The sequence below is a fragment of the Aliirhizobium wenxiniae genome (assembly GCF_019511445.1).
Classification (GTDB): Bacteria; Pseudomonadota; Alphaproteobacteria; order Rhizobiales; family Rhizobiaceae; genus Neorhizobium; species Neorhizobium wenxiniae_A.
Window position 1 is genome coordinate 103,255 of record NZ_JAEUAN010000011.1, and the last position, 15,345, is coordinate 118,599.

A 15,345-nucleotide genomic window follows, 5' to 3' on the forward strand; every position below is an offset into this window, starting at 1 on the left:
CGGGGTTCTCCTGGGTGAGGCGCGGCTGGGTGCAAAGAGATCGAAACCGCGCGTCGAGTGCCTGTTCCGGCGACAAGGTGCGTATCGCCGGAACAGGCTGTTTGGCTGAAGCCGCCGCCATCATTCACGATCGGAAAGAGGAGATGGCAGCATCCGCGTCAGGCCTTACTGACCGAGAACGGCCTTGGCCCAACCGGCATCGATTTCAGCCTTCTTGGCGGTCGACTTGGCGATATCGAGTGGCTGGATCTGGGCGGCAACCGGCATCTTGTCGGCGACTGCTTCCGGCAGCTTGATGCCGTCGACAGACGGACGGACATAACCTTCGGCAAAGATCTTCTGGCCTTCGTCGCTCATGATGAAGTTGAGCCAGAGTTTGCCGGAATTCGGGTTCGGGCCGTTCTTGACCAGCGAGATGGCGTAAGGAGCAGCCGCCGATGCTTCCTGCGGGATGACAACCTCGATGCTGTCGGCCATGCCATCGGTGAACTTCGCCTTCAGGCCGTCGTTCTCGTACCCGATCCAGATCGGGATTTCGCCCTTCAGGAACTGCGCATAAGGCGTGGTGCCGACGGTGCGCAGAACATTGCCAGCCTTGGTCAACTTGCCGAGATAATCGATGCCCGGCTTGACGTCTTCCATCGAGCCGCCATTGCCGAAGCTTGCTGCAAAGGTGACGACCTGGCCCTGGCCGGTGGAACGCGGGTCTTGGTAGACGATCGAGTTCTTATATTCCGGCTTCAGAAGATCGGCCCAGCTCTTGGGTACGTTCTTGACGAGCTTGGTGTTGACGAGGAAGGCGACGCTCAGCGTGTGGACGGTGAACCATTCGCCATTGGTCTCGCGCAGCTGCTCCGGCAGGCGGTCGAAATTGACCGGCTTGTAGCCTTCGACCACGCCAGCCTTGGCGGCATCCAGTGCGGAGGCTGCGAAGTAATAGGCCGTGTCGGCCTGCGGGCGATTGCGCGACTTGTCGAGTGCGACAACCGTGGTTGCCGAACCAATGTCGTTATAGACCATTTCGATGCCGGGATAACGCTTCTGGAAAGCCTTGAACTGGCCAGCCCAGTTCGCCCAGGTCGGGCCGGTGTCGAAGGAGACGACGATGCCTTCCTTCAGCGCCGCGTCGTAGAGAGCCTTTTCGCCCTGATAGAGTTCCGGGCCTTCGAAGGCGAAGGCGCTGGTTGCCAGACCGAGGACTGTTGCGCCAGCCATTACGGTCGAGATGAATTGCCGTCTGTTCATGGAAATACCTCTGATTGAGATCAGTTTGCTGGGAGGAGACGAATTGCATCTGCTGGAACGTGAACCGAGGTCACGGCATCCCGGAGATGGGTTTCCAGGCGGATCAGGCCACCTTGAACGTTGAGGTCGATCCGGCGAATGGGACCGAGATAGCGGTCGGCTGCGACGCTGCCGGAAAAATACCCACCCGCCCGGCCGGCGTCTGCCGACTGCTGTGCTCCGTCGAAGCTTGGAACGATGCGCTCGGGGCGAATGAATACGGTAACCGCGTCGCCCGGCTTGTGGCCGCGCGTATCGCAGGCGAGCGAGCCGATGCCGGTTTCCACCACGCCATCTGCGCGGATCATGCCCGGCCAGAGGTTCGACTGACCGACAAAGCCGGCGACATAGGCATCGGCGGGTGTCTCGTAGAGCTCGCGTGGCGTGCCGAGCTGGATCAGGCGTCCGTCGCGCATCACGGCGATCTTGTCGGCGATCGAAAGTGCCTCTTCCTGGTCGTGGGTAACGAGCAGGGTGGCGATGCCGGAGGCGCGCTGGACGCGGAGGATCTCGTCGCGCATCTCGACCCGCAGGCTGGCATCGAGTGCGGAAAGCGGTTCATCGAGAAGCAGGCCCTGCGGCTCGAACACCAGCGCGCGGGCGAGCGCCACGCGCTGCTGCTGGCCGCCGGAGAGAGCGGCCGGAAGATCGTCGGCGCGGCTTTTCATACCGACGCGATCGAGCATCTCCACGGCGCAATTCCGTCTTTCCGTCTTCGAGACTCCGCGAACCTTGAGCGGATAGGCGACATTCTCCCACAGCCGCATATGCGGGAAAAGCGCATAGTTCTGGAAGACCACACCAAGCCGGCGGGCCTCCGGCGACAGGGCGCTGACATCCTTTTCGTCAATCACGATGCGGCCCCGATCAGGACTGACAAAGCCGGCAAGCAGCTTGAGAATGGTCGATTTTCCCGAGCCGGAAGCGCCGATGATCGCCAGAAGTTCGCCCTTGCCGATCTCCAGCGAGATATCGAAGATGCCGGCCTTTGCACCCGGATAGGTGAAACTGACGTTTTCGTATCTGAGCGTCATGCCGCTGCTTCTTTCTTGGTCTTGGACAATCGGGACGTGAGGCTGCTGGCAAGCGACGCAAGCGTTGCGAGGAGGAGCAGGACGATGGTGGCGGCGCAGGCAAAGCCGGTCGCGCCATAAAAAGCCTGCAGAAGCACGACCGGGTACGGTCGGGAAAGGAAGCCGGCGATCAGGTTGGAAAGCTGGAATTCGCCGATCGACAGGGCCGCGACCGTCAGCATCGATGACACGAGGCTGGGGCTTAGAAGCGGGAAGACGATATCGCGGATCCTGGCGAGAAACGGTGCGCCGAGCGTTGCCGCCGCATGCTCGTATTCGTCGAGCCGCAACTGCTCCATATCGGCAACAAGTGCCGTCACGGTATAGGGCAGGGTCAGCACGAGGTGGCCTGCCGCCAGAAGCCAGAAACTGCCGAGCCATGGCAGCTGATCCGATGAAAACACCAGAATGAAGCCGAAGGCGAGAACGAGATCCGGCACTGCGACCGGAAGCAGCGTCACCAGACGGGCGGCAAAACGCATGCCGCCCTTGGCGCCGACCTGGATCGCATAGGCCAGAGGAAGGCCGATCAGCACATTCAGCGCACAAGTGATGCCGACGATCTGAAGGCTGGTCACGAAGGCGCGGCGAAAGCTGGGATCCGCCGCGACTTCCTCATACCACCGCCAGGTAAAGCCCGTCGGCAGAAGCGTGTTGCTCCAGCTCTCCCCGAACGATCCGAGTGCGAGCAACAGCACGGGAGAAAACAGGAAGAGAAAGTAGGCGATGGCGACAATGGGCACGGCGGCGATCCGCTATTTGCGTGTTGGATACGGCCGCTTCTCTACCTTCATTGGATGATAGTTTTATGACGTTCGGAAGAAAGCTTACACGCCAAACAGAATTCGTCGAGCGACCTGATCGAGTGCTTCCTCGATCGTGTCGATGATCGGAACGCCATCGACATGGGGCGCTTCAGCCATGGCCAGCACCAGGCGGTTGAACTGCAGGCCGAGCGCCATCTCCGACAATGTGCCGACACCGCCGCCGACAGCGATCAGCGCGATGCAGGCCCGTGCGATGATGGCGTTACGTGCCGGGCCGATGCCGGTCGCAATCGGGATGCCAACGAAAGGATTGGCGGCCTGCCACTCCTCGTCCGGCAAAATACCGACCGGTAGGCCGCCATGCGCGGCATGGCCCTCGCATGCGGCTTCCATCACGCCATTTTTGCCGCCACACAGCAGTTGAAGACCATGGTCTGCCATCGCTGCGCCAAGCGCATGGGCGGTCTTCCGCTGTTCGGCGGTCGCCTCGCGCGGGCCGATAACGCCGACAGGTACACGTTTGAGTGCGCCATTTTCGGCCAGGAATTTAAGCGCCTGGAGTGGAGATACCGGCACGGCCCCGTCTTGATCCGCCTCGCCGATCCGCCACTCCAGGCGGGAGGGATCGAAGATTTTACCGGCGGAGAAAAGCTGTTTTACCCGTGCGTTCCACTGCAATGCTGGCATACTCTTATGGCTCTCTTATTTGCTGAGACGTTCGTCAAACTGTCATGGATGCGTAATATAAGTGACATCAATGGAAGATTTATGACAAGTGATTTCATGCCCCAGTCCAGCGAGTTGACCGCCCGCCAGAAGGAAATCCTGCAGACCGTCGGAGAGACCGGCTATGCGACTTTGGAAACGCTGTCCCAGCGTTTCGATGTCTCTGTGCAATCGATCAGGCGGGACATCATCCAGTTGGACAAGTTGCGGCTCCTGCAGCGTTTTCACGGCGGTGCCGGACCGATGGATGCCACCGTTCGCCTCGGTTATGCCGAGAAGACCATGCGTTCTGCCGCGGCGAAGGAGATGATCGGGGTTGCGGCCGCAAAGCTTGTTCCGGAAGGGGCGGCGGTTTTCCTGGATGTGGGCACGACAGTCGAGGCCGTCGCCGTGGCGCTGAAGGAAATGAGCATCCGGCTGCATGTCTTTACCAACAGCCTTGCCTGCGCAATGCTTATGGCCGTGGAGCCGAAAGTCCAGCTTCATGTCTTCGGCGGATCATTGCGTGGTGCGGATGGATCGCTTGTCGGCGCAACCACGCTTGCCGGTATCGAGCTTATTCATTTCGACTATGCCTTCATCGGCTTTTCCGGTTTTGCGGCGGATGGTTCGGCACTCGACTACGATCTCGAAAAGATCGCCGTCAAGCAGGCGGCAATGCGCCGATCTCAAAATGCCGTGCTTGTCGGTGATCGGTCGAAATTCAACAGAAGGGCGGTTGCGACCATCGGAACTGCGGGGGAATTCTCGCATCTGGTAACGGACGCCAATCCTCCGGATTTTCTGGCGGCACCGTTCTCCCAGGCAAAGCTTAGTGTGGTCGTTGCCGGTTGAGGCGCGAGACAGTTCGGCACTTTTGGCCAAAAAGGTCTAGCTTTTCGAACGCTTCAAGTGCTCGTCCAGCCGCGGAAGAATTTCGACGAAATTGCAGGGCATGTGGCGATAGTCGAGCTGCGCCTTCAAGATCCCGTCCCAAGCATCCTTGCAGGCACCGGGAGAGCCGGGAATGACGAAGATATAGGTGGCGTTGAGAACGCCGCCAGTTGCCCGTGACTGGATCGTCGATGTGCCGATCTTGTCGTAGGAAATCCGGTGAAAGACTTCCGAGAACCCGTCCATCCGCTTTTCGAACAGCGGCTCCAGCGCTTCCGGTGTCACGTCGCGGCCGGTAAAGCCGGTGCCGCCGGTGGTGATCACGACATCGATTTCCGGGTCGAGCGTCCATGCCGTCACCTGTCCGGCGATCCTTTCGCGGTCGTCGGTCACGATGGTGCGGGCTTTCAGCACATGCCCTGCCGCTTCGATACGGTCGGCAAGCGTTTGGCCGGATTTGTCGTTCTCAAGTGTCCGCGTATCAGAGACGGTCAGCACGGCGATGCCGAGCGGAACGAATACACGCATTTCATCGATCCCGATCATGTGTCTGCTCCGATCGTCCTTGCTGCGACGAAATACCAGTCGGGCCGCGCTGCCTGAAGATTTTCCGCCGCGTGTTTTGCGCGGTCGAGCGTTTCGAACAGGCCGAAACACGTCGCACCTGAGCCGGACATGCGGGTAAGCCACGCATCTTCCGCCGCGATCATCCCGGAAAGCTCTGTGATCTCCGCCACAAGCGACCGTGCCGGGGGCTCGAGATCGTTGCGCAGAATGGAAAGATCGGCTTGCCAGTCTCCGCTCAGTAGCGGGATTGGCGGGTTGTTCTTCACCGTCAGCCGTCGAAAGATGTCCGGCGTCGAAACACCGAGAAGCGGGTTGCCGAGTACGATCGCGAAAGACGGCATACTGTCGAGCATGGTGATGTCCTCGCCGATGCCTCTTGCGGCAAGCGGCCGGCTTTTGAGGCACATCGGAACATCAGCGCCGAGCGAAAGAGCCAGAGCGGAGAGTTCCGTCTCGCTGAGCTGTACATCCCAAAGGCGCAAGAGACCGCGCAGGGTCGCCGCTGCATCCGCCGAGCCGCCACCGACGCCCGAGGCGACCGGCAGGTTCTTCTGTAGATGGATGGCAACCGGCGGAGCGGCGATGCCGCGGGCTTCAAGCGCCATCCGCAGCATGTCGCGTGCTTTTAGCGCCAGGTTCTGCTGAGTTGCCTGCGGATCGGGCGAAAGACCCGTGCCGAACCGGCCGGAAATCGAGAACGCGTCCTGGTCTGAAGGCGCAAAGCCCAACCGATCCCCGGCAGGCGGCGAGTTATCGTCACGGCCTGCAGCGACATCGGCAGCAAAGGTCACGATACTGTCGAGCAGATGGTATCCGTCGTCACGCTGGCCGATCGCATGCAGCGCCAGATTGATCTTTGCCGGCGCGAATTCGACAAGCGCATCTTTTCCAAGCGGCAAGCCGAAAAGGCCCGCATCTGCGGCGGGCCTTTTTTTTTGGAGCGATGATGCCATACCGGCAGACGTATCGTGCATCAGGACTTCTTGTCGGGCTCAGCCGGTGCAGGCGCGGGCTGAGCCGGCGTTTCCGTCTGGTTGCGAACAGTATTGGTCGCATTCGGATCGAGCGCCGGCAGGCCGTTTTCGATCTTCTGCTTCACCTGTTCGCGATTGACGTCTTCGCCTTCGGAAACGAGCGTCCTGTTCCATTGATACACGGCTTCGAGCTTGCGCCCGACGCGCCAATAGGCGTCGCCGAGATGGTCGTTGATCGTGGCGTCGCCGGCGCGCAGCTGGATCGCCTTTTCCAGTTCCGTTACGGCATCGTCGAAACGGCCGAGGCGGTAATAGGCCCAGCCGAGCGAATCGACGATGTAACCGTCATCGGGGCGGGCATCCACGGCCGCCTGAATCATCTTCAGGCCCTCATCGAGGTTGAGGTTCATATCGACCAGCGAATAGCCGAGATAGTTGAGCACCTGTGCCTGCTGCGGGTTGAGTTCCAGTGCCTTGCGGAAATTCGGTTCGGCCTTGGGCCATTCCTTCAGGCGCTCATAGGCAATGCCACGCTGGAAGAAGACCGACCAGTCGCTCGGTCTTGGAACGGAACCGATAACCTCGACTGCCTTGTCGTAGTTCGCCGCCATCTCCTTGTAGTCCTTCGCCTCGGAAAGGACGCTGCCATAGGCGATATAGCTACGGATGTCGGCCGGATCGGATGCGATCAGCTCCTTCAGGTGGCTCTTGGCTTCTTCCAGCTTGCCGGTATCGGAAAGCGTGATGCCGAGCTGCAGTTCGGAAATTCGCCGCATCGGCGAGTTCTCCGGTACCTGCTCATAGAAAGCGATGGCGCGTTCCGGCTGCTCCAGTTTTTCGGCAATACCACCGAGCATGATCAACGTGTCGGCGCTTTTGTCATCGAGTGCGTGCGAGATCTGCAGGTATAGCGCCACCATGTCCTCGGCGCCCTGACGGTTTAGTGCGCCGCCGATGGAAAAGAGCACGCCGGCTGCACCTTCGGCCGCGTTGGTGACCTGCTGGACCGGCTTCTCGTCCTTTTCGATGCTCTGGCGAAGTGCCTTGAGCGGCGCGTAGTTCGAGATCATGCCATCGCCGACAGAGATCGCATCGAGCGCCTTTTGCTTGTTGCCGGCTGAGGCCTCGAGCCGCGCCAGCGCCATGACGGCGCGCATGAACGTATCCGGCGCGGTGGCCACCGCGTCATTGTTGGTCACGGCCTTGTTGAGATATTGGCGGGCAGTCGAGATGTCGCCGGTGACGATTGCCATTGCGCCGAGATGATAGTCGGTGAAGACCTTGAACCATGCGGGCCCCTTGAGGCCGTTGATCGTCGAGATCGCTTTCTTGCCCTTGCCGGCACCGACATCGGCCCAGCCGGACAGGAGAAGATGCGTCAGCCGGTCGAGGTCGTTGGGTCCTTCATAAGCGAGGATTTTCTTGGCGCTGTCGAATTTTCCGGTGCGCAAGGCCTCCAGCCCGCGAACGATCTTCGTCACGCGCTCGACGGCGGTATCGCTTTTCAAAGCCTCCGCTTCCTTCAGCCCGTCGGCAAAATCGCCGTTGAGAAGAAGCGAGATCATCAGCCGTTCGCGGATTTCCAGATTGGCTGGTTCGAAATCCAGCGCCTTGCGATAAAGGGCGATCGCGGTCGGATAGTCGTGATCGACATCGGCCGTGCGGGCAGCGAGGAACGCGCCGGCAAAAGACTTCACGTCACGCGCCTCGAACGTCACTGCCTTTTCTTCGGCAGGCTTGGCTTCCGGAGTGGCGGCGCCTGCTACTGAACCGAAAACCAGGCATGCCGCGAGCGCGACGCTGGAAAGCAGGAGATGACGGTTTGTCTGCCGCATAGACGGGCCTTTCATGAAAGCTGGCGTGTCGGCGACGCGTCGCCGCAGGAGTGCGCCGAATGATTCATAACAGAATGGCTTTTTTGAAGCAGGTCCGCAAGGAAATCTGCCGTGAGCACAGCTATCCCCAGAAGGGATGTCACGGCAGATTGATCAGTTCACCCGCTGGATGGTGAAGTCGATGACTTCCATCATTGCATCCTTGAGCGGACCGGCCGGAAGCGGCGCCAGCGCATCGCGGGCGATCTTGCCGTAATGCAGGGCGCGCGCGATCGTATCCTTCAGCGCATCGTGCTTGGTGATCAGCCCGAGCGCCTTTTCAAGGTTCTCGTCGCTGCTCTCACCCATTTCGATCGCGTTGCGCCAAAAGGCCTGTTCTTCCTGCGTGCCGCGACGGAAGGCGAGGATGACGGGAAGGGTGATCTTGCCCTCGCGAAAATCGTCGCCGACATTCTTGCCGAGATCGGCAGCCTTGCCGCCGTAATCCAGCGCGTCATCGACCATCTGGAAGGCATAACCGAGGTTCATGCCGTAGGAGCGCAGGGCCGAACGGCTTGCCTTGTCGGCATTGGCGATGATCGGGCCGACTTCTGCGGCGGCGGCAAACAGCGCCGCCGTCTTGGCGCGGATGACGGAGAGATAATCGTCCTCAGTGGTTTCGAGGTTCTTGGCGACGGAAAGCTGCAGGACTTCGCCTTCGGCAATCACGGCTGCTGCGGTCGCAAGCACGTCGAGCGCTTCGAGCGAACCGACATCGACCATCATCTTGAACGCCTGACCGAGCAGGAAATCGCCGACGAGAACGCTTGCCTGGTTGCCCCAGATCATCCGCGCGGTGGACTTGCCGCGGCGAAGATCGCTTTCGTCGACCACGTCGTCATGCAGAAGCGTTGCCGTGTGCATGAACTCGACCGAGGTCGCGAGCTTCACATGGCCTTCGCCCTGGTAGCCGAACATCGCGGCCGATGCGAGAGAGAGCATCGGGCGCAGTCGCTTGCCGCCCGAGGAGATCAGGTGGTTGGCCACTTCCGGGATCATCTGTACATCCGAGCCGGCTTTCGACAGGATCAGCTGATTGACGCGCTCCATGTCCGCCTTGGTGAGATCCACCAGCGGCTTTACGGATGCAGATTTGTTTTTGCCTTCTTCAAGCGGTATGACGACGCCCAAGTTCAGGCCTCCCTGGAAATGTATGAGACGAGACTAGAAAGTCGTCATAGGGCGGTAGGGCAAAAACATAAAGGGCTTTTCACGAAAGGGTGCCTGATGATCGAGCTTATCCGCACCAATGATGTCGTCACGCTGTCACTTGCGGAAAGCCTGATGAAGGAGGCCGGCATCCATTGCCTTGTGGCCGACCAGTCGATGAGCGTGCTGGAAGGTTCGCTCGGTCTTCTGCAGCGCCGTCTTCTGGTGGAGGAAGCGCGTTCGGAAGAGGCCCGAGCTATTCTTCGGGATGCCGGCCTGGAGGCCGAACTGCGGCCATGAATGCACCGGATGAGATCAAGCCCGATATGCGGGAGCCTGCCTTCACCATAGACGCCTTCCATCGTGGCCGCTTTCACGTCGTGCAGCCGAAAAATGAAGGGCATCGCTCAGGCATAGACGCGATGCTGCTTGCCTCGCTGGTGTCGGGCGAAGGGCCTATAAGCGTCGCCGATCTCGGCTCCGGCGCTGGGGCGGCCGGTCTTGCGGTTGCCTCGCGGCTTGCCGAGGCGCGCATCCTGCTGGTCGAAAAGTTTCCGGTGATGGCGGATTATGCGCGACGGAGCATCGCGCTGCCCGAAAATGGCTTCCTGGCTGAGCGCGTCGATGTGGTCGAGGCGGATGTGAGCCTGACCGGCAAGGCCCGGGTCGCAGCAGGCCTTGAAGACGAGGTTCACGATCACGTCATCACGAACCCGCCCTTCAATCATGCAGGCGACCGAAAGACACCCGACAGCCTGAAGGCCGAGGCGCATGCGCTGACGGATGGCCTGTTTGAAACCTGGCTGAAGACCGCAGGCGCGATCATGAAACCCGGCGGACAACTATCCCTTATCGCCCGGCCTGAATCGATTGGCGATATTCTGGCCGCCTGCGGAAAACGTTTCGGCGGCGTCGAGATTATCCCGGTCCATCCGCGCCCCGGCGAAGATGCGACCCGCATCCTCGTGACGGCGATCAAGGGATCGAAGGCAAGGCTTATCTTTCGCGCGCCGCTTGTCGTGCATGGTGCGGATGGCCATTCGTTCAGCGCTGATGTCGACGACCTGAACAATGGCCGCTCGGCCTATCTGCGTCGCGCTGTCAGCCGCTCACCACGTCGAGCAGCAGTTTGACATTGAGCGCGGCAATCGCGAGCGCGATCAGGTAGGCAAGCGCCGCAAGCCAGCGCGGAGCAACGAGTGCGCCCATCTTCGCCTTGCTGGTGGTGAACATGACCAGCGGAAAGACGGCGAAGGAAAGCTGCAGGCTGAGCACGACCTGGGTGAGGATCAGAAGCTCGGACGTTCCCGCATCGCCATACCAGACGGTAACGATGCCGGCCGGCACGATGGCAATCGCCCGCGTGACCACGCGCCGGATCCATGGCTTCAGCTTGATATGCAGAAAGCCTTCCATGACAATCTGCCCGGCAAGCGTTGCCGTCACCGTCGAGTTGAGGCCGCAGCATAAAAGCGCGACGCCGAAGAAGACCGGCGCCAGCGCGAGGCCAAGAATGGGTGACAGGAGCGCATTCGCCTGGCCGAGTTCCACCACATCCGTATGCCCGTTGGCATTGAAGGCCGCGGCCGCAAGGATGAGAATAGCGGCATTGATCATCAGCGCGAAGGTAAGTGCGACGGTGGAATCGATCGTCGCGAATTTCAGCGCCTCTCGCTTTTCCGGCACCGTCTTGCCAAAATCGCGCGTCTGCACGATGCCGGAATGCAGGTAGAGATTATGCGGCATGACGGTCGCGCCCAAAATGCCGAGCGCCAGATAGAGCATTTCCGGGTTCTTGACGATCTCCGTCGTCGGCACGAAGCCGAACGCCACCTCCGACCAGACCGGATCGGCAAAGAAGATCTGCACGCCGAAACAGACGGCAATCACCCCGAGCAGCGTGATGATGAAGGCCTCGACCCAGCGGAAGCCGAGCCGCTGCAGATAGAGGATGAGAAATACATCGAGCGAGGTGACGAGAACGCCGACTTCCAGCGAGATGCCGAAGATCAGGTTGAGCCCGATCGCCGTGCCGATCACCTCGGCAATATCGGTGGCGATGATGGCGATCTCCGCCAGCGCCCAGAGGACAACCGAAACCGACCGCGGAAAGGCATCACGGCACGCCTGCGCCAGATCGCGGCCCGATGCGATCGCTAGCCGGGCGCAGAGCGATTGCAGCACGATCGCCATCAGGTTTGAAAGCAGCGCGACCGAAAGCAGCGCGTAACCGAATTTCGACCCGCCGGCGAGCGAAGTCGCCCAGTTGCCGGGATCCATGTAGCCGACTGCGACAAGGTAACCCGGACCGGCAAAGGCGAGCACGCGCCTGAGCTTAGAACCGTGACGGGTGACATTGACCGATTGGTAGACATCCGACAGCGACGCCTCGCGGGCATCCTGCCGCCAGCCATTCTCGGTCTTTATGCGGGAGAGATCCATATGATCCTCGGATAGGAGATGCAGGTATCATGCTTGTTTGGAATGAAATTGCAAGTCATTCGCAATAAGCCGTGAACCTTCGTTGGAACACAGCGATTGCACTTGCCGTTCCAATGCCTACATGCATTGCTGAACCGATATTCTGGAAGGATCTTATATGGCTGGCTTGTTCAATCGTCTGCTCCCGAAGCGTTTTCGCAAGAAGGGATTGGCGATACCCGTCGTTCGTCTGCATGGGGCGATCATGACGGGGGGCAGCCAGTTCAAGCCGACCTTGAGCCTGGCGACCGCAGCGCCGATACTGGAAAAGGCCTTCGCCAACAAGGAGGCGCCGGTCGTTGCGATTTCGGTGAATTCGCCGGGCGGCTCGCCGGTGCAGTCGCGGTTGATCTTCCAGCGCATCCGGGCGCTTGCCGAGGAAAAGCAGAAGAAGGTGCTGATCTTCGTCGAGGATGTCGCGGCCTCCGGCGGCTACATGATCGCGCTTGCAGGCGACGAGATCTTTGCCGATCCGACCTCGATCGTCGGTTCGATCGGCGTCGTTTCCGGCGGCTTCGGTTTTCCCGAAATGCTGAAGAAGATCGGTATCGAACGCCGCGTCTATACCGCCGGCGAAAACAAGGTCATCCTCGATCCGTTCAAGCCGGAAAAGGATTCGGATATCGAATACCTGAAGACACTACAGGTCGAGATCCACAAGGTCTTCATCGATATGGTCAAGATGCGCCGCGGCGAGCGGCTGGCCGATGACGGCGAGATTTTCTCCGGCCTGTTCTGGACGGGTGGACGAGGCCTTGAACTCGGCCTGATCGACGGGTTGGGCGATATGCGCGAAGTCTTGAAACGTCGTTTCGGCAAGGATGTCCGTCTCGAACTGATCGGCAGCGCCCGCACGCTGTTCGGCAAGCGGCTGCCCGGCGTCGAAATGACCACGCCTGCCTTTGGTGAAATCGCTGCGCAAGCGGGGGCGGGACTTGCCGCCAGCATCGAAGAAAGGGCATTGTGGAGCCGATACGGGCTCTGACGCCCGACACGTCCCGTTTGAGAGCGGGGCGCATTTTCATAAGGACTTCGAGGGGAAATGGCCCAGCTCATATTCATGGCCGTGCTGATCTGCGGCGGATGGATGCTTTACAAGCGCTTCATCAAGGACGCGGAGAAACTGACGGCACGCCGCAAGCAGCAGGAAAAGGAACGCCAGACCGGCGCCGTCGGCACGCTGGAAAAGGATCCAGTGACGGGAGAGTATCGGGTGAAGAAGGAAGAGGAATAGCGGTTAGCGACGCTCTTTGACCATTTGTTCCCAATCGGATCCCGCGTAGCTGATGCAAAGGATCATAACTGTACGGGTGTCATCATCGACGGTGAAGCAGACGACGGCTTTTTCCGATGCAGGAACGGCGCGCAAATTCGGCCCTAATTCATTCCTGATCGATCCGATCTTCGGGAAATCGCTGAGTTTCGATATGAAATCCACGATTTCATCGACTTTGGCTTTGCCGACATTGAGGCCGGCATATGAAGATATATAGGCGGTGATGTCGAAAAGATCGGCTTCGACGAGTGGATGCTTGATGATCCGATAGGTCATCTGCGAGGCTTGTATTTCTCGTCGAGCTTGGTCTTGACTCGCTCGGCCATAGCCTTGCCATCCCACGGAAGGAATTCTTCAGGCTGAGTGGTCATACGTCGGCGTATCTCATCCCCCATCGCGGCAAAAGAAGCGCTTTGCTCCGGCGTCAATTCATCGGCTCGCATCAATTCCTCAAGCCCGGCCTCCACCACTTTTTCGACTGAGGGAAATTGGCCGTCTTCGACCATCTGTTCAGCATAGCGCATGTAGCGCTCAGAGAGGGTCACGGTGTTTTTGATATTCATGGTTACGGCTCCGGAATGTAACGTAAGCTTATCACGGATTTCGCCTTGGCATCAGGACAGATCTAATCGCATCGATAATCCTTGACCCGTTCTCCCTCGCGTGGCACTCGTCCGCATCCTCAATCAAACGATGCCGATATGCCCATGACCGATCTGCCAGAACATATGGACCCCAAGCGCTCTTTCCAGGCGCTCATCCTGACGCTCCATAACTACTGGGCGGACAAGGGCTGCGCCGTGCTGCAGCCTTACGACATGGAAGTCGGTGCCGGTACCTTCCACCCGGCCACCACCCTGCGCGCGCTTGGCCCCAAGCCGTGGAAGGCCGCCTACGTTCAGCCTTCGCGCCGTCCGTCCGACGGCCGTTACGGCGAAAACCCGAACCGCCTGCAACATTATTATCAGTATCAGGTCATCCTGAAGCCGAACCCGTCCAACCTGCAGGAGCTTTATCTCGGCTCCCTGAAGGCGATCGGCCTCGATCCGCTTCTGCATGACGTGCGTTTTGTCGAGGACGACTGGGAAAGCCCGACGCTCGGTGCGTGGGGTCTCGGCTGGGAATGCTGGTGCGACGGCATGGAAGTCTCGCAGTTCACCTATTTTCAGGCCGTCTGCGGCATCGATTGTTCGCCGGTTGCCGGTGAGCTGACCTATGGTCTTGAGCGCCTGGCCATGTATGTCCAGGGCGTCGACAACGTCTATGACCTGAACTTCAACGGCCGCGAAGGCGAAGAGAAGATCTCCTATGGCGACGTCTTCCTGCAGGCAGAGCAGGAATATTCCCGCCATAACTTCGAATACGCCAATACCGAAATGCTGCATCGTCACTTCATCGATGCCGAAAAGGAATGCCAGGCGCTGCTCGCTGCCGGTGCGCCGGGCGATGCCAATACGCTGCACAAATGCGTTTTCCCGGCTTATGACCAGTGCATCAAGGCATCCCACGTCTTCAACCTGCTCGATGCCCGCGGCGTGATCTCCGTCACCGAGCGCCAGAGCTACATCCTGCGCGTCCGCACACTTGCCAAGGCCTGCGGCGAGGCATTTCTGCTAACGGATGCCGGTGGTGCCAATTTCGGCGAAAAGGCCGCCTGAGGCTGCCGATCTTCAATTTCCGGTGACAATCCGGTCTTGGCGACATAGTCTCCCCCGCGGTTTAGCTACCTCGGGGGATTTTTTATGTACATCGCACTCGGCCTTGTCGCGCTCGTCGCTCTCTATGTGATCGTCATCTACAACGGCCTCGTACGTGCGCGGCAGATGGCGGAAGAGGCCTGGTCCGGCATCGACGTGCAGCTTAAGCGCCGCGCCGATCTCATCCCGAACCTGATCGAGACCGTGAAGGGTTATGCGGCGCATGAGAAGGGGACGCTCGAAGAGGTGGTGAAGCTGCGCAACCAGGCGCAGGCGGTACCAACCGGCGATGTCGCCGGCCGCGCGCAGGCGGAAGGCCTGCTATCCCAGGCGCTCGGAAAACTCTTCGCGCTCGCCGAAGCCTATCCCGATCTCAAGGCTAACCAGAACTTCGCCGAATTGCAGACCTCGCTGGAGACGATCGAAAGCGAGATCCAGATGGCGCGGCGTTATTACAACGGCTCGGCGCGCGACCTGAACATCAAGGTCGAGAGCTTTCCCGCCAATCTCGTGGCCGGTCCATTCGGCTTTTCCAAGCGCGAATACTTCGAGATCGAAAACGAGGCCGATCGCGCCGTTCCCAGCGTGAAATTCTGAAGCGGAG

The 15,345-nt window shown here is 60.0% G+C and carries 18 protein-coding genes; 7 read left to right on the forward strand and 11 right to left on the reverse strand.

Going from position 1 to position 15,345, the window contains the following annotated elements:
- Nucleotides 1-165: 165 nt before the first annotated feature.
- The 4 genes from JNB91_RS15095 to JNB91_RS15110 form a co-directional block, all read right to left on the reverse strand.
- Nucleotides 166-1,245 carry an extracellular solute-binding protein gene (locus tag JNB91_RS15095; RefSeq protein WP_220326338.1) on the reverse strand — a complete coding sequence of 360 codons (1,080 nt, stop codon included), beginning with the start codon at nucleotides 1,243-1,245 and terminating at the stop codon, nucleotides 166-168.
- A gap of 20 nt (nucleotides 1,246-1,265) precedes the next feature.
- Nucleotides 1,266-2,318 (reverse strand): ABC transporter ATP-binding protein, encoded by a 1,053-nt coding sequence (locus JNB91_RS15100; RefSeq protein WP_220326339.1) that lies wholly within the window; start codon nucleotides 2,316-2,318, stop codon nucleotides 1,266-1,268.
- Complete coding sequence (locus JNB91_RS15105; protein WP_220326340.1) at nucleotides 2,315-3,100, reverse strand: ABC transporter permease; 786 nt, start codon at nucleotides 3,098-3,100, stop codon at nucleotides 2,315-2,317. Before JNB91_RS15105 ends, JNB91_RS15100 begins: the two co-directional genes overlap by 4 nt.
- An 84-nt stretch (nucleotides 3,101-3,184) precedes the next feature.
- A complete protein-coding gene (locus JNB91_RS15110) occupies nucleotides 3,185-3,811 on the reverse strand; it encodes a TIGR00725 family protein (protein ID WP_220326341.1) in 627 nt (208 codons plus the stop codon).
- 81 nt (nucleotides 3,812-3,892) lie between these two features.
- Here JNB91_RS15110 and JNB91_RS15115 point away from each other — a divergent pair, with 81 nt between their 5' ends.
- Nucleotides 3,893-4,684 (forward strand): DeoR/GlpR family DNA-binding transcription regulator, encoded by a 792-nt coding sequence (locus JNB91_RS15115; protein WP_220326342.1) that lies wholly within the window; start codon nucleotides 3,893-3,895, stop codon nucleotides 4,682-4,684.
- A gap of 36 nt (nucleotides 4,685-4,720) precedes the next feature.
- Here the strand turns inward: JNB91_RS15115 and moaB are convergent, their stop codons facing one another.
- From moaB to JNB91_RS15135, 4 genes are all read right to left on the reverse strand, one after another.
- Nucleotides 4,721-5,269, reverse strand: coding sequence for a molybdenum cofactor biosynthesis protein B (gene moaB, locus JNB91_RS15120; protein WP_220326343.1), 549 nt, complete (start codon nucleotides 5,267-5,269; stop codon nucleotides 4,721-4,723).
- Nucleotides 5,266-6,189, reverse strand: a complete 924-nt coding sequence (locus JNB91_RS15125) for a 4-(cytidine 5'-diphospho)-2-C-methyl-D-erythritol kinase (RefSeq protein WP_223218181.1) — start codon at nucleotides 6,187-6,189, stop codon at nucleotides 5,266-5,268. Before JNB91_RS15125 ends, moaB begins: the two co-directional genes overlap by 4 nt.
- A 74-nt stretch (nucleotides 6,190-6,263) precedes the next feature.
- Entirely contained in the window at nucleotides 6,264-8,099 is a 1,836-nt protein-coding gene (locus JNB91_RS15130; RefSeq protein WP_220326344.1) for a tetratricopeptide repeat protein, read from the reverse strand.
- Between the two features lie 153 nt (nucleotides 8,100-8,252).
- Nucleotides 8,253-9,269 (reverse strand): polyprenyl synthetase family protein, encoded by a 1,017-nt coding sequence (locus tag JNB91_RS15135; protein WP_220326345.1) that lies wholly within the window; start codon nucleotides 9,267-9,269, stop codon nucleotides 8,253-8,255.
- Between the two features lie 96 nt (nucleotides 9,270-9,365).
- Between JNB91_RS15135 and JNB91_RS15140 the strand changes: the two genes are divergently transcribed.
- The gene (locus JNB91_RS15140; protein ID WP_220326346.1) at nucleotides 9,366-9,587 is read left to right on the forward strand and encodes a putative signal transducing protein; all 222 of its coding nucleotides are present in this window, start codon (nucleotides 9,366-9,368) and stop codon (nucleotides 9,585-9,587) included.
- A complete protein-coding gene (locus tag JNB91_RS15145; protein ID WP_223218182.1) occupies nucleotides 9,584-10,420 on the forward strand; it encodes a tRNA1(Val) (adenine(37)-N6)-methyltransferase in 837 nt (278 codons plus the stop codon). The genes JNB91_RS15140 and JNB91_RS15145 overlap by 4 nt, the downstream gene beginning before the upstream one ends.
- On the opposite strand, the gene JNB91_RS15150 is transcribed toward JNB91_RS15145, so the two are convergent.
- On the reverse strand, nucleotides 10,389-11,729 hold the full coding sequence (locus JNB91_RS15150) for an Nramp family divalent metal transporter (RefSeq protein ID WP_220326347.1): 1,341 nt from the start codon (nucleotides 11,727-11,729) through the stop codon (nucleotides 10,389-10,391). The genes JNB91_RS15145 and JNB91_RS15150 overlap by 32 nt on opposite strands.
- 157 nt (nucleotides 11,730-11,886) lie before the next feature.
- Between JNB91_RS15150 and JNB91_RS15155 the strand changes: the two genes are divergently transcribed.
- Together JNB91_RS15155 and JNB91_RS15160 are read left to right on the forward strand one after the other, a co-directional pair.
- Nucleotides 11,887-12,753 carry a S49 family peptidase gene (locus tag JNB91_RS15155; RefSeq protein WP_220326348.1) on the forward strand — a complete coding sequence of 289 codons (867 nt, stop codon included), beginning with the start codon at nucleotides 11,887-11,889 and terminating at the stop codon, nucleotides 12,751-12,753.
- Nucleotides 12,754-12,810: 57 nt separating this feature from the next.
- Nucleotides 12,811-13,002 carry a hypothetical protein gene (locus JNB91_RS15160; RefSeq protein ID WP_148142878.1) on the forward strand — a complete coding sequence of 64 codons (192 nt, stop codon included), beginning with the start codon at nucleotides 12,811-12,813 and terminating at the stop codon, nucleotides 13,000-13,002.
- A gap of 3 nt (nucleotides 13,003-13,005) precedes the next feature.
- Here JNB91_RS15160 and JNB91_RS15165 read toward each other — a convergent pair whose 3' ends face one another.
- Complete coding sequence (locus JNB91_RS15165; RefSeq protein WP_346269343.1) at nucleotides 13,006-13,386, reverse strand: type II toxin-antitoxin system RelE/ParE family toxin; 381 nt, start codon at nucleotides 13,384-13,386, stop codon at nucleotides 13,006-13,008.
- Nucleotides 13,317-13,607, reverse strand: a complete 291-nt coding sequence (locus tag JNB91_RS15170; protein WP_220326349.1) for a hypothetical protein — start codon at nucleotides 13,605-13,607, stop codon at nucleotides 13,317-13,319. Before JNB91_RS15170 ends, JNB91_RS15165 begins: the two co-directional genes overlap by 70 nt.
- A gap of 144 nt (nucleotides 13,608-13,751) precedes the next feature.
- On the opposite strand from JNB91_RS15170, the gene JNB91_RS15175 reads away from it, so the two are divergent.
- Together JNB91_RS15175 and JNB91_RS15180 are read left to right on the forward strand one after the other, a co-directional pair.
- Entirely contained in the window at nucleotides 13,752-14,702 is a 951-nt protein-coding gene (locus JNB91_RS15175) for a glycine--tRNA ligase subunit alpha (protein WP_220326350.1), read from the forward strand.
- An 84-nt stretch (nucleotides 14,703-14,786) separates the two neighbouring features.
- The gene (locus JNB91_RS15180) at nucleotides 14,787-15,338 is read left to right on the forward strand and encodes a LemA family protein (RefSeq protein WP_220326351.1); all 552 of its coding nucleotides are present in this window, start codon (nucleotides 14,787-14,789) and stop codon (nucleotides 15,336-15,338) included.
- Nucleotides 15,339-15,345: the final 7 nt, after the last annotated feature.

Excerpts from the sequence above, each read along its gene's own strand:
- JNB91_RS15180 (WP_220326351.1), top strand. The coding sequence starts at position 14,787 with ATGTACATCGCACTCGGCCTTGTCGCGCTCGTCGCTCTCTATGTGATC.
- JNB91_RS15095 (WP_220326338.1), bottom strand. The coding sequence starts at position 1,245 with ATGAACAGACGGCAATTCATCTCGACCGTAATGGCTGGCGCAACAGTC.
- JNB91_RS15155 (WP_220326348.1), top strand. The coding sequence starts at position 11,887 with ATGGCTGGCTTGTTCAATCGTCTGCTCCCGAAGCGTTTTCGCAAGAAG.
- JNB91_RS15175 (WP_220326350.1), top strand. The coding sequence starts at position 13,752 with ATGACCGATCTGCCAGAACATATGGACCCCAAGCGCTCTTTCCAGGCG.
- JNB91_RS15150 (WP_220326347.1), bottom strand. The coding sequence starts at position 11,729 with ATGGATCTCTCCCGCATAAAGACCGAGAATGGCTGGCGGCAGGATGCC.
- JNB91_RS15160 (WP_148142878.1), top strand. The coding sequence starts at position 12,811 with ATGGCCCAGCTCATATTCATGGCCGTGCTGATCTGCGGCGGATGGATG.
- JNB91_RS15145 (WP_223218182.1), top strand. The coding sequence starts at position 9,584 with ATGAATGCACCGGATGAGATCAAGCCCGATATGCGGGAGCCTGCCTTC.
- JNB91_RS15130 (WP_220326344.1), bottom strand. The coding sequence starts at position 8,099 with ATGCGGCAGACAAACCGTCATCTCCTGCTTTCCAGCGTCGCGCTCGCG.
- moaB (WP_220326343.1), bottom strand. The coding sequence starts at position 5,269 with ATGATCGGGATCGATGAAATGCGTGTATTCGTTCCGCTCGGCATCGCC.
- JNB91_RS15100 (WP_220326339.1), bottom strand. The coding sequence starts at position 2,318 with ATGACGCTCAGATACGAAAACGTCAGTTTCACCTATCCGGGTGCAAAG.
- JNB91_RS15140 (WP_220326346.1), top strand. The coding sequence starts at position 9,366 with ATGATCGAGCTTATCCGCACCAATGATGTCGTCACGCTGTCACTTGCG.
- JNB91_RS15170 (WP_220326349.1), bottom strand. The coding sequence starts at position 13,607 with ATGAATATCAAAAACACCGTGACCCTCTCTGAGCGCTACATGCGCTAT.
- JNB91_RS15115 (WP_220326342.1), top strand. The coding sequence starts at position 3,893 with ATGACAAGTGATTTCATGCCCCAGTCCAGCGAGTTGACCGCCCGCCAG.
- JNB91_RS15110 (WP_220326341.1), bottom strand. The coding sequence starts at position 3,811 with ATGCCAGCATTGCAGTGGAACGCACGGGTAAAACAGCTTTTCTCCGCC.